This window comes from Variovorax raffinosi (assembly GCF_051216615.1).
Lineage (GTDB): Bacteria > Pseudomonadota > Gammaproteobacteria > Burkholderiales > Burkholderiaceae_C > Variovorax.
In genome coordinates this window covers 151,472-164,062 of the sequence record NZ_JBPJZR010000013.1, presented here as the reverse complement: position 1 = coordinate 164,062, position 12,591 = coordinate 151,472, and the positions used below count along the sequence as shown (strand labels likewise).

The following is a 12,591-nucleotide window of genomic DNA, read 5'->3' as shown; positions in this document are numbered from 1 at the left end:
CTTTGAAATGGGGAACCGGGGGGCGCGCCCCGGAATGCATCAGTTCCGGTAGCCCTTGATGACGTCGTCGATCACGAGCTTCAGAGAGTTCACGCTGGCGGCGGTGACGTACCAGGCCTCGGCGTCGACGAAGACCACGCGGCCGTTCTTCCAGGCATTGGTCTGGCGCAGCAGCGGGTTGCCCATGCTCTCGGCATCCATGACCGGACGGCGTTGCATCACGGCCGTGCGGTCCACCACGTAGAGGATGTCGGGGTTGGTCTGCTGGATGAACTCGCTGGAGATCGGCTGGCCATGCAGGCCGGCCTCGACGGTCGGGCTGGCCGGCTTCACGCCCAGGGCATTGAAGACGAAGCCGTAGCGCGACTGCACGCCGAGGGAGCTGAAGGCGCCGTTGTTGTGCAGCACGACCAGCGCTTTCTCGGGACGGTCCCTGGTCACGCGCCGGGCCTCCTCGACCTTGGCGTCCAGCTCGGCGGCTTTGCTGCGGGCGAGGTCTTCCTTGTGGAAGATGCGCCCCAGGGTCAGCAGGTGCGCCTTGATGACCTCGATGTGCTGGACCTGGCTGTCACGGTAGTCCACGTCGAAATGGATCGTCGGCGCGATCTCGCTCAGCTCCTTGTAGTGGTTCGCCTGCAGCGAGGTGATCAGGATCAGGTCCGGCTTGGCCGCATGCACCTGCTCCAGGTTGGGCTGCACGATCGAGCCCATGTCCTGGACGCCTGGCGCGTCCTTGTACTTGGCGAGGAAGCGCGGAACAAAATCCTTCGGCATGCCCGCGACAGGAACGCCCAGTTCGTCGAGAAAGTCGACCTCGTTCATGTCCAGCGCGACCGTGCGTTGCGGCAGTTGCCGGACCACGGTCGTTCCCAGCTTGTGCTGCACCGTGACGGGCACAAAAGCCTCCTTGGATGCGACCTCCCGCGGGGCGGCCTGTGGCGATGCGGCCAACTTCCGGTCGCACCCCAGCAGCGCGACAGCCGCGACCATCAGCAGGCCGAACCTCCACCGTGTGCTTGCGTGATTCCAGTTCATTTCAGTTCTCCTGACGGGTTGAAGTAGTTGCACAGGCACCCGCGTTCGCTGTGCGTGACCTCGAAGTCCAGTCCGTACAGCGCCTGCAGCCGGGCCTCGGTCACGACCTGCGCCACGGTGCCGGCGCAATGCACCGCCCCACCCTTCATCGCGACGATGTGGTCGGAATAGTTGGCGGCAAAGTTGATGTCGTGAACCACCAGGATCACGGTGCGCCCGTGTTCATCGCACAGCCGGCGAAGCGCGCGCATGATCTGCACGGCATGCTTGATGTCGAGGTTGTTCAGCGGCTCGTCGAGCAGCAGGCAGTCCGTCTGCTGGGCGATGGTCATGGCCAGGAAGGCCATCTGGCGCTGCCCTCCGCTGAGTTCGTCGAGGTAGGCCCCGCGCAGCGGCTCCAGCGACAGGAACGAGATCGCCTCGTCGATCGCCCCGTGGTCCTCGTGCGTCAGCGCGCCGCGGCTGTGGGGAAAGCGTCCGAAGGCCACCAGCTCGTCGACCGTCAGGCGCAGGTTGAAGTCGGGCGACTGGCGCAAGGTGGCCACGCGCCGCGCATAGTCGGTGGCACGCATGCCGGCCACGCTGCGGCCCTCGAGCAGGATCTCTCCGCGCGTCGGCGCGAGCAGCCGCGCGATCATCATCAGCAGCGTCGTCTTGCCCGCGCCGTTGGGCCCGATGAGCGAGCTCAGTTGCTGCGCCGGGAACCGCGCGCTCACGCCGGACAGCACGCTCCGGGTGCCATAGGCCTTGTGCAGGTCGTTGACCGTGATCATGCGTTGCCTCGCGTGCGAACCATGAGCGCAAGAAAGTAGGTGCCACACACCAGGTTGACAAGAATTCCCACGGTCGTCCGGTAGTTGAAAACGTGCTCGACCAGCAACTGGGCGAGGATGAACAGGCCGATGGCAATGGCGCAGCCCAGGGGCAGCGTGACCCGGTGCCTGAAGGTGCGGGCCACCGCGTAAGTGATGTTGGCCACGAAGATGCCCATGAAGGCCGTCGGCCCGAGCAGGCTGGTCGACACCGCCACCAGTGCGGCGATCAGTGCGAGATGCAATCGCACCGTCCGTTGAAAGTCGACCCCGAGCGACATCGCCTGCTCGCGGCCCAGCGAGAGCACGTCGAGCGTGGGCAAGGTCCTGATGGCCGCCACGCACACCGCCGCGACGAGCAGCCCCGCATAAAGCAGCTGCTGCGGTTGCGCCCTGTTGAAAGAGGCCTGGCTGAAACCCAGCAGCACGGAGAATTCGCCGGGGCTGATCCGCAGCTGGACGAACTGGGTGAACGTGCCGATGACCATCGTCAGCACGAGTCCCAGCAGGAGCAGGAAGTACACGTTGTTCCTGCCGTCGCGAAACAGCCAGCGATGCAGGGCCCACGAGTAGGCGAGCATCAGCACCACGGACAGGAAGAAGTTGCCGTTCGCGCCGAGCACCACCAGGCTCTGCGTGCCCATGGCCAGGATCAGCACCGCCTGCAGCAGCAGATAGACCGCCTCGTAGCCCATGATCGACGGCGTCAGCACGCGGTTGCCCGTGAGGGTCTGGAACGAGATCGACGACCAGGCGATGCAGATGCCGCCGATGACCATGGTGGCCAGCCGGGCGAGCCGCTTGGGGATGACGTAGTCGAAGTCGAAGCCGGAGCGAATGAACACGAAGGCCGTCGCCAGCGCCACGACCACGCCCCAGACCGCGTGCCGGGTTGCCGCGCGCATCACCGCCTCCTCCAGGCGATCAGTGCGAGGAACAGCACGCCACCCACACCGCCCGCCATCAGGCCGACGGGCACCTCGAACGGATGGATGAGCAGGCGCCCGAGGATGTCGCAGGCCAGCAGCAACGACGCACCGCCCAGCGCCACGACGGGCAGCGTGCGGCTCAGGTTGTCGCCGTAGCGCAGCGCGACCAGATTGGGAATGACCAGCCCGACGAAGGGGATCGAGCCGACGGTGATGACCGTGGCGGACACGGTGACGGCCACGAGCATCAAGCCCAATGCGACCGTGGCCGGGTAGTTCAACCCCAGGCCCGTGGCTATGCCCTCCCCCATGCCGAGCACGGTGAAGCGATGCGCATACAGGTAGGTGAGCGCGATGATCGGCAGGATCAGGTAGACGATTTCGTAGTTGCCCTGCACCACCCTGGAGAAGTCGCCCAGCAGCCAGCCCTGCATGCTTTGCAGCAGGTTGTTCTGGTACGCGTAGAACTCGGCCACGGCACTCAGCACGCCGCCATACATGAGGCCGATGACTGGCACCAGCACCGTGTTCTTGAACCGGATGCGGCGGATGACCGCGACGAAGACCAGGCTCGCGGCGAAGCAGAAGACCAGTGCGAACAGCATCCGGCCCATCGCGCCGGCGGTGGGCACCAGCGTCAGCGACACCAGGATGCCGAGCTTTGCAGCATCCAGCCCGCCCGAGGTGGCCGGCTCCACGAACTTGTTGCGCACGATGTGCTGAAGAATCACGCCGCAGACGGACAGGCCCACACCGGTCAGCACCAGCGCCACCAGCCGGGGCAGTCGGCTCGCGGTCAGCGTCAGCCAGGCATCGCCCGACGGCGTGAGCGCCTGCGACCACGCCATCTGCCGCGCGCCCACCAGCAACGAGGCTCCGCACAAGACGATGAACAGGCAGGCCAGGCGTGCACGCATCAGGAACGCACTCCGCCGGGTGCCGCCGGCGCAATGCGCCAGCCTTTCGCGGCCTCGCGCTGGGCCAGGAAATGCGCATAGCGCCCCTGGCTGGCGCGCAGTTGCGCGGGCGTGCCCTGCTCGCAGACCTTGCCGTCGTCGAGCACCACGATCTGGTCGGCCATGGCCACCGTCGAGAGCTGGTGCGCGATGACGATCAGCGTGCACTTGCCGCGCAGGCGCGCCAGCGCGTCGGCAATGGCGGCCTGGTTCTCCGCGTCCAGCGCGGCCGTGGCCTCGTCGACCAGCAGGATCGGTGCGTCCTTGATCAGCGCCCGCGCGATCGCGACGCGCTGGCGCTCGCCGCCCGACAGGCGTGCGCCGCCTTCGCCGACCGGCGTGTCGATGCCCTGTGGCAGCCGCTCGACGATCTCGCTCACGCCGGCCTGTCGCGCGGCCTCGCGCACCTCGGCATCGCTGGCGCCGGGCTTGCCGACGCGGATGTTGTCGGCGATGCTGCCCTGGAACAGGTAGGTGTCCTGGAAGATCTGGCTGATCTGGCCGGCCAGTTGCTCGCCGGACATCTGGCGCACGTCCACGCCGCCCACGAGCACACTGCCGTGGCTCACGTCGAAGAAGCGCGCGATCAGCCGCACCAGCGTCGTCTTGCCCGAGCCCGAGGCGCCGATCAGCGCGGTCATGCGGCCCGGTTCGATGCGCAGGCTCACGCCGCGCAGCACCTCGCGATCATCGGGCGCATAGCCAAAGCGCACGTCACGCAGTTCGACCGACGCATCGCGCGGCACCTGCGGCCGGTCGGGCTGCGGCAAGGGCTCGGCCGCAAGGATCTGGCGCACCGCATCGAGGGCTTCACGCGTACCCCGCAGGACCTCGCCATAGCCAGCCACTTCCAGCAGCGGATCGATGTAGCGGTTGACCAGCAGCAGCGAAACGATGACGGCCACGACCGAGCCTGCCTGCAGCGTGCCGCCCAGGCGCGCATCGAACCACAGCGCGGCGGCGATCAGCAAGGCGGCGAAAGCGGCCTGCACGACCCAGGCGTTGAGCACGGTCGACAGCGATGACTGGCAGATCGCCCGCGCAGCGGACGCACGTTGCCGGTCGATCGCTTCTTCGAGCCAGCGCGCGGCGCTGCCCTCGCCGTTGAACGCACGCAGCACCGACTGGACCTGCGCGAATTCGACCATGCGCTGGCTGGCATCGGCGAAGTGGCGGTGAAAGGCCCGGTCGGCGCGCCGGCCCAGGCGCGACGTGACCAGGAACGAGCCGGCCAGCACGGGCAGCGCGGCCAGTGCGATCAGGCCCAGCGGCCAGTGCAGCACGAACAGCGCCACCACGATCACCAGCGGCGTTACAGCGCCGCTGATCACCGGCGTGAACACGTGCGCGGGAAGCTGGGCCGTGGCCATCATGCCCTGCGTGATGACGTGGCCCAGCCGGGCGGTGTTGTCCGGCGTGAACCAGCCGACCGGCAGGCGTGCCACGTGGTCGCCGATGCGATGGCGCCCGCCCTGCAGCACGGCAACGCCCACGCGCACGCCGGCCCGCTCCACCTTGCGCCGCCAGGCCCAGCAGGCCGCCATGCCGGCCAGCAGCGCGACGAGCCACAACGCCGCGGCGCGCGCGTCCCCCGCCAGGAGGTGGCTGAGCACGGGCACCAGCGCGGTGATGGTCAGCCCGCTGAGCAGTCCGTAGAGCACGGCCATCCAGGCGTAGCGGCGAAAGACGAGCGCATCGGCGCCCAGCAATTGAACGAAGGTCTTCAGCATGACGACACCACCGCTTCTTCCAGGCGTTCTCCGTAGCCGCCGAGCGCCCACAGCCGCGCGTAACGGCCCTGGCGCGCAAGGAGTTCGGCATGCCTGCCCTGCTCCCGGACCGTGCCGTTCTCGACCACGAGGATGTGATCGGCATGCATCACGGTGTCGAGCCGGTGCGCGATCACCAGCAGCGTGCGGCCCTGCGCGAAGCGCGAGAGCGCGTCCTGGATGGCCACTTCATTCTCGGCATCGGCGGCCGCCGTGGGCTCGTCGAGCACGAGCACGGGCGGATCGAGCAGCACGGCGCGGGCGATGCTCACCCGTTGCTGCTCGCCACCGGAGAGCTGGGCGTCCTCGCCGACCACCGAGTCGTAGCCGCGCGGCAGGCCCAGGATGCGCTCATGGATGTTGGCCGCGCGCGCGGCATCCTCGATCTCTTGCAGGCTGGCTGTGGGCCGGCCCAGGGCGATGTTCTCGCGCACGCTGGCGTGGATGAGGCGCACCTCCTGCAGCACGAAGCCGATGTGCCGGTACAGGTCCGAGGTCGCGATCTGCCGCAGGTCCGCGCCGCCGAGCGTGATGCGCCCTTCGGTCGGGTCGAAGAAGCGCAGCAGCAGCCGGGCCAGGGTCGATTTGCCGGCACCGGAGGCGCCGACGATGGCGGTCACCGTGCCGGGCGCGAGCGTGAAACTCACATCCGACAGCACCGGATGCCGTGCGTCGTACGCATAACCGATGCGCTCGACGCGGATCTCCGAGCCCACGGGAAACTGCCGCATGTCGGGCGCGGGTTGTTCGAGCACGGGTGTCTCCAGCAGCGCCTGCACACGCCGGGCGGCACTGCCCGCGTTGCCCAGGTCGTGGGTGATGTAGTGCAGCAGTTGCAGCGGCGCGGACAGGCCCGGCGCCACCAGCGCGAACGGCAGCACGTCCACCGGCGCGATCCAGCCCAGGCTCACGAACAACGTGCCGAAGACCAGCACCACGCCCAGCACCGCCACCGGCGCGATCATCGCGTTGGCATTGGCCATCGAGCCCACCAGCGGGCGCGTGAAACCGGCGAAGGCGTCAGCGAACGCATCGACCGCCTGGCGATAGCCGCCGTGCGCCTTGCCGCCAGCCCCGAAGGACTTGACCACCGGAATGCCGTTGACGAACTCGACCACCGCGTTGTTGATGCGCCCCATGCCGTCGACGAATGCCTTCATGTTCGCTTCGCTGGCCTTCATCGCCCTGCCGAAGAACAGGAAGAAGCCGGGAAACGAAAGGACCGACACGATGGCCATGCGCCAGTCCATCGCGAACATGTAGAGGACCGAGATTAGGATCGCGCCCGCTGCGCGCCCTGCCGTGGTGTAGAAGTGCGCGGTCAGGCTGTGCAGCGTGCCGATGTCGTCCTGCATCGCCTGCTTGACCTCGCCCGACGCCCGGCTGGTGAACCAGCCCAGCGGCACACGGGCCAGCCGCTTCGCAGCCGCCAGGCGCAGGTGATGGGTGATGCGGTTGTCGGCCAGGTGCGAGACCAGTTCGCCCGCGGACACCAGCGCCATGCCCATGAACACGCTCGCCACGCTGGCGATGACGGTCCACCAGATGTCGCGCTGCGCTGCAGCCGTGTTGGCGATGCTGCCCAGGTCGCCAGCGCCGAGGACGATCTTCGCGACATGCGCGATGCCCGCCAGCGGCACCAGCGTGAGCATGGTGCCCACGCCGGCCAACCCTGCTGCAACGATCAGTCGCCCGCGGATGGGCCCCAGTACCGAAGCGATCGGGCCAGGCCCCTTGGAAGTGGCCGCGGCCGCGTCACGAGTGCTCATGAAAAACGAACTTCAGAAATTCAAAAAAGGGATCGGTTCCGGCCTGTCCTAAAACAGGAAGGCGAGACCCGTCCGGGCGGATCGCTAGGTCGCGTCGACCTCACCCACGCCAAGGCGGCGAGCGGCACCAAGCAGAATGGCGGCCCAGGGATTGCTGCCTTGCGAGGCACACGATGGATCGGTCATGACGGGCGCTTGCGAATCGAAACGAGAATTAGTTGCATGACTATAAACTAATTGTCGTACACGAGGCAAGACGGCTGCATGGCGCTCACCACCGATCAAGGAAAAACACATGAAACCGCCACCAACACCACCTGCGACGCGCGGGCGCCCACCCACCATCACACGCGAGCGCATCGTCGAAGCGGGCATCGGGATCGGCCTGCCCAACATCACCTTCGTCGGTGTTGCAGCGGCGCTCGGGGTCAGCCATATGGCGCTCTACAAGCACGTTCCGAGTCTGGAGGCGCTCAAGCGCCTGGTCGCCGAGGAGATCTTCAGCCGATGGCAGATTCCGCAGGCATGCGGCACCGGGCGTGACGAGTTGAAGGCGTACCTGACCGTGTTCACCACGTCGGCACGCGAGTTCGTCAAGGCGCATCCCGGACTCACGCCGTTCGTGATCCGCAGGTTGGCCGCGACGCAGCCCATGATCGCCAAGATCGATGGGCACCAGAGCCATATCGCGAAGGCATACGGCATCTCCAAGGAGCATGCGCAATGGTTGCTGGCAACCGTGGCGTTCCACTGCATCGCCGTAGCCGACACCGTGTACTCCGTGGCAGGCCGAGAGCCGCTCGAAGGTGCAGACCGCGCGGCGGAAGAAGCCGAGATGGAGACCGAACTCGTTCAGGGCATGAACGCGCTCATCGTCGGTGCGCTGGCCATGCTGGAGGAAGAGATCCACCGGGACAGCCGGGCGAAGCGGGTCAAGTCATAGCTTGACGCGCCAGGCCGCGCGGCGCGCCGTCATCGCACGTGCCGTACTTGATCAACCACTCGTACCCCACATCGCAGCCACAAGAGCGCTGCGCTGCCGGCGTTTCTCGAATTTTTGACGTCGCCCTAGGATGATGCACCGCTCTTTTTTGTACTTGGTCTCGCGCCTCTTCGGGCTTGAAAGCGGCATGGTATTTCTCTAACGCTTGAGAATCGCGACGAGTTCATCCCAACCCTCTTCTTCAGCAATTTGAGTGGCGGTCTTGCCATGTTGGTCAATGATCGACGGGTCGGCGCCTTGCGCCAGAAGCAGCGCCACGATGTCCGTGTTCCCGCTGTATGCCGCGCAGTGCAGCCCGGTGAATCCGGCCCCGTTCCGTTCATTGACCGGTGCACCCAATTCGATGAGAAGCCGAACGCTCTCCAGATGTTCGGCCGCGACCGTGGCGACCAGAGCTTTGACGTCTGCGCTTGCACCCGCACTCACGAGAAGCCGCACGATCTTCAATTGACCCGCCTGCGCAGCCTGGCGGAGTGCGATCTGAGGATCTGCACCACGCGCGAGAAGCATTTCGACCACTGCGAGGTGACCACGCTCTGCTGCTGGCTCAATCGGGGCTCCACCGAGGCCGTCCGCACGGAGGCTTGCCCCCGCATCGAGCAAGCGCTCAACTGCAGCGCGATGTCCGGCCCGGCAGGCCCACACCAGCGGGGAATCTCCGTAGCCATCAAGTTGATCGACCGGGCTGCCGGCTGCGAGGTGGACGCCGATCTGCACGAGGTCCCCGCTCGCTGCCGCATCCGCCAGATGAAGTGAGAGTCCGGGTTTGGAGAGAGCGGAAGCAAGACCGTATCTGGCGTACCAGACGGCATGCATGCGCGCGGTCCATTGCTTGTCGTCAGCGTGAATGGGATTCGCACCGCAAGCAATCAGCTCGCGAGCAACGGTGTCCCTCCCACCGATCACAGCGGCGATCAATGGGGAACGACCATTGCGACGAGTGCGGTTCAGATCGGCGCCTCGCGCGAGTAGAAACCTGACGACACCTTCGTACCCCTGGAAGCTGGCTACCTCCAGCGGTGCGCCGAGGGTTTCTTCGAGTACGCCCGGGTCTGCGCCATGCTCGACGAGCAACTCCACCAACGGGAGATGCCCTTGACGGGCGGCAGCCAGGACTGGCCGCCACATCTGGGGAGTTGGGGCATTTGGATCCGCTCCTGCCAACAGCAGCAGCCCGGCAATCTCCACGTGCCCTAACCACGCCGCGATATGGAGCGGTTGCCAACTGCTAGCGATGACGCCGCCCCCCAATCTTGTCTCGTCGGCGGCCGGGGCCGACTCCTGGAGAAAGGGGCCTGAGCTTGCCTCCTCACGGACAGATGCTCCCGATTGCAGAAGCTCCCGTACACGTGCTTCATCTCCTGCGACGACCGCAGCCACTAACGAACCTTGTTGAACCATGGCCGGATTTTCAGGCCAATGTTGGGGCATGTGTGGCGCAGCTCGCCAGTTTGCGCTGCTGGAGCTTGATCACGCTGTCGTAGACGGCGCGGCTGTCGCACACGCGCGTGGGGTTACCGTTCGTCGGGACTCATTCCCTCGTTTGACTCTTTCTTGAGCAGATACGCAAGAATTTCAGCGTCATCCGGGTCCTCGATCAAAGCCTGCCTGCGCAGGTAGGCAGTCAGTTTTGAAGCACAAGGCCCGGGCAGCATGGCAACAGTGCCGAAGAGCACCCCCGGCTTTGTTGACGGGGGGCCGCTGGTGTAGTCATCCCTGTAGATAAGGCCCGGCGCCAGTACCGAAACGATCGCACGAACGCGCTCGATGACGACTGGGTCGAAGAAGAAGCGGCCATCGTTGTGATAACCCGCTAAAAAGGTGGGGGTCGCGCAGAGTTCGCTGACGGGCGCCGAAAAGTCGGCCGCAGCTTGTGCATGGTTAAGTCCAAGTGTTTCGAGGCACTGATATTGCCCAAAAACCGCACGATCGTTTGCCTTCACGCCGAAGACTCGCACTCTGGCCACGCGCACCGGCGAAAAGATAATCGCCTCCCTGCCCTCGAATATTGAAGGCAAGGCTGCAAGTTCATCGGGCGTGAATTTCATCGGCATCTTGACCTCGTTTTTCGGCGCGCTTCAAACGCAAGGCACAAAGTTGGCGACCTGATCTCGCGTGGAGCCAAGCCCAGGCGTAGTCGTCTGCGGTCACCATTTGCAGAGATCTCCATTGCAAAAAAGCACACGCTGTTCCTACCTGAACTGCTCACGAGCCAGCCTGCTGAGTTCCAGCAATTGCTCAAGCGCCCTGCGCTCGGTGCCATAGCGGCCCACCTGCAGTCCCGAGCGTTCGAGCACGTGGGTTGCGAGCTCGCTCCAGTTCGGGCGAGGTCGATCGCTCGATGGCCACAGATCTCGCAGGTTCGGCGGGAACACAGCCACGGTGCGCTGCAAGCAGCGCAGGATCGCCGTCTGCTCATTCCAGGGCAACCCATGAAAGCGGCCGCGCGGCACGAACGTCGACTGCGCCGATACGCTCTCGGCGGTCACTGGATCGGTCGCGGTCGCTGCGATGATCATTTGGTAGGCCTGACCGGGCGTCGTGCTTGAAAGGTGCAACGTGCCGGTTGCGTCCAGCACGTAGTTGACGTTGAACACGCCTGTTGGCGACTGACAGCCAATGAGCGTGCCGCCGGACGATCTCGCGGGAATCGCTACTCCGCCGACGGTCCATCGCACGATGGGCGGGACGGCCGGTGTGCTGGTCGCCGAGCCCGTGCCTCCAAGGCCCCAAACGACGGGTCGAAACGCATGGTGAGCAATCAAGAGCCACGTCGCGTAGTGCAATGCATCGCGGCAGGGCGTGTAGCGCGTTTCGATCGGACCGTCAGCCCCTGCGATCTCCTCCGATCTCACGACCTCGATCTCGAAGCCAAGTGGGTTGGAGCGTGTGAGCTTCACGTCGACCCAGGCCTCGTCCAGGTTCTCGTCGACGACACGCACCGTGTATGGCGTGCCCAGTATCTTCAGATCACTGTCAATCTCGACTGGCACAAGAATCTGGCCTCGATAGAAGCAGCGGTTTCCGATCGTATCTCCAGCGCCAAAATCGGGTGCCGGCCGCATCGCAGCGACATGCGCAACCACACTGCGTCGGTCAAGCGTTCTGCCGGCGATCTCGAGCCCACGGTCCCATTTCTGTGTGTCCCTGTACTCGAGGTAGGCCCGCCCGATGGCGTAGGGTTGTGGCGCGTCTGCTTCGATGACAAGGAGCCTCGGCGCACCGATGTCGGTGTATGCGGCATAGAGTCGAACTGGAGGCACCGAGTCATCTGGCACGGTCAGCGACTTCACGAAGGTCTTGCGCTGCGCGTCGGGATTCCAGTAGTGGACCACCGCGCGGGATGGTGCCGGCCCCATGCGATCCTTGGCATTCGGGTTTGGCCAGTTAGGCACGGGGATGCCTGTGAACATGGGCCACGATCCCGCGAACGCTTCGGCCGACATGATGTCGAGCGGGTCTCCGTAACCGGTACTCCCACCTGGGCCCCATGGCAAACCATCGTCGTCGAACAAGCCCAATACGTGGCCGAACTCATGACACATGAATGTGTGCGACGACGAGGACAAGAACGATGACGGGGCAAGCGGGTATACACAGTACGAGCCTCTACTGCTACCTCCATCGAAAGGATAGGTGGCCGGCTGGTTGGCTTGCGCGGCATTCGGATTTGGCAAATCCGTGCCAGGCGCTACGAGACAAATGAATCCGTCGTAGATGGAGAGATCGGAGAATCCTTGCAGCAACCGTGTCGCAGCGGAAATCTTGCTGAAGGCCGTGTCCCGACTGATCTTGCCGAGGCTCGGCGTGACATCAGCGACGCTGAATGTGACATCCACCCAAGGCGCCATCGTCACCTCGAAGTTCAAAAGGCCGTCGGTGTTCTCGGTCCAGTATTCGAGGACGGCGTCACCTTTCGGGTTGGCGCTGGTGACGAGCATCCTGGTGCAGGCCTCGTCGAGCGCAGGGGTCAGAGCAATCGCACTTGTGTCGTGACGGCCCCGCAGAATGGCGATCTTCCGTGTCTCGGCCATGGTATCCCCCTCAATGGTTGATTGCTGTGGACTGGGCAGACTTCGCGGGAGAGTCTAGGTGCCGCCTTGTGCGGCGCCTATTCGCAAGACGGCCTAGCGCAAACGAACAGTGGGCGCATCGAAATAGGGTGTGCTGGTTAGCCGGCTCACCAACGCCGAACTCACCTCGATCCAAAGCTCGAAGAGATACCGCTGCAACATCGCTATCGGGATGCCGCGCCCCGCGGGCGACGGCATCGCGTTCACTCGGCCGCGCCGGGACCCCACGGCGGATGCCCTGAAAT

General features: G+C 65.3%; 10 protein-coding genes. 1 reads left to right on the top strand and 9 read right to left on the bottom strand.

Annotated features, from left to right (window positions below; translation table 11 throughout):
- Nucleotides 1-39 precede the first annotated feature (39 nt).
- The 6 genes from ACSFB7_RS30660 to ACSFB7_RS30635 are packed head-to-tail and all read right to left on the bottom strand — an operon-like array spanning nucleotide 40 to nucleotide 7,270.
- The gene (locus tag ACSFB7_RS30660) at nucleotides 40-1,035 is read right to left on the bottom strand and encodes a siderophore ABC transporter substrate-binding protein (RefSeq protein ID WP_435476103.1); all 996 of its coding nucleotides are present in this window, start codon (nucleotides 1,033-1,035) and stop codon (nucleotides 40-42) included.
- Nucleotides 1,032-1,808 (bottom strand): iron ABC transporter ATP-binding protein, encoded by a 777-nt coding sequence (locus tag ACSFB7_RS30655; protein WP_435476102.1) that lies wholly within the window; start codon nucleotides 1,806-1,808, stop codon nucleotides 1,032-1,034. The genes ACSFB7_RS30660 and ACSFB7_RS30655 overlap by 4 nt, the downstream gene beginning before the upstream one ends.
- Nucleotides 1,805-2,752 carry an iron chelate uptake ABC transporter family permease subunit gene (locus ACSFB7_RS30650; protein WP_435476101.1) on the bottom strand — a complete coding sequence of 316 codons (948 nt, stop codon included), beginning with the start codon at nucleotides 2,750-2,752 and terminating at the stop codon, nucleotides 1,805-1,807. Before ACSFB7_RS30650 ends, ACSFB7_RS30655 begins: the two co-directional genes overlap by 4 nt.
- Nucleotides 2,752-3,693 carry an ABC transporter permease gene (locus tag ACSFB7_RS30645; protein WP_435476100.1) on the bottom strand — a complete coding sequence of 314 codons (942 nt, stop codon included), beginning with the start codon at nucleotides 3,691-3,693 and terminating at the stop codon, nucleotides 2,752-2,754. Before ACSFB7_RS30645 ends, ACSFB7_RS30650 begins: the two co-directional genes overlap by 1 nt.
- The gene (locus ACSFB7_RS30640) at nucleotides 3,693-5,462 is read right to left on the bottom strand and encodes an ABC transporter ATP-binding protein (RefSeq protein WP_435476099.1); all 1,770 of its coding nucleotides are present in this window, start codon (nucleotides 5,460-5,462) and stop codon (nucleotides 3,693-3,695) included. Before ACSFB7_RS30640 ends, ACSFB7_RS30645 begins: the two co-directional genes overlap by 1 nt.
- Nucleotides 5,456-7,270, bottom strand: coding sequence for an ABC transporter ATP-binding protein (locus tag ACSFB7_RS30635; RefSeq protein ID WP_435476098.1), 1,815 nt, complete (start codon nucleotides 7,268-7,270; stop codon nucleotides 5,456-5,458). The genes ACSFB7_RS30640 and ACSFB7_RS30635 overlap by 7 nt, the downstream gene beginning before the upstream one ends.
- Before the next feature lie 295 nt (nucleotides 7,271-7,565).
- Here ACSFB7_RS30635 and ACSFB7_RS30630 point away from each other — a divergent pair, with 295 nt between their 5' ends.
- Nucleotides 7,566-8,213 (top strand): TetR/AcrR family transcriptional regulator, encoded by a 648-nt coding sequence (locus ACSFB7_RS30630; RefSeq protein WP_435476097.1) that lies wholly within the window; start codon nucleotides 7,566-7,568, stop codon nucleotides 8,211-8,213.
- Nucleotides 8,214-8,411: 198 nt separating this feature from the next.
- Here the strand turns inward: ACSFB7_RS30630 and ACSFB7_RS30625 are convergent, their stop codons facing one another.
- From ACSFB7_RS30625 to ACSFB7_RS30615, 3 genes are all read right to left on the bottom strand, one after another.
- Nucleotides 8,412-9,674 carry an ankyrin repeat domain-containing protein gene (locus ACSFB7_RS30625; protein ID WP_435476096.1) on the bottom strand — a complete coding sequence of 421 codons (1,263 nt, stop codon included), beginning with the start codon at nucleotides 9,672-9,674 and terminating at the stop codon, nucleotides 8,412-8,414.
- Between the two features lie 113 nt (nucleotides 9,675-9,787).
- Nucleotides 9,788-10,327, bottom strand: coding sequence for a hypothetical protein (locus ACSFB7_RS30620; RefSeq protein WP_435476095.1), 540 nt, complete (start codon nucleotides 10,325-10,327; stop codon nucleotides 9,788-9,790).
- A gap of 138 nt (nucleotides 10,328-10,465) precedes the next feature.
- Nucleotides 10,466-12,307 (bottom strand): hypothetical protein, encoded by a 1,842-nt coding sequence (locus ACSFB7_RS30615; RefSeq protein ID WP_435476094.1) that lies wholly within the window; start codon nucleotides 12,305-12,307, stop codon nucleotides 10,466-10,468.
- Nucleotides 12,308-12,591: the final 284 nt, after the last annotated feature.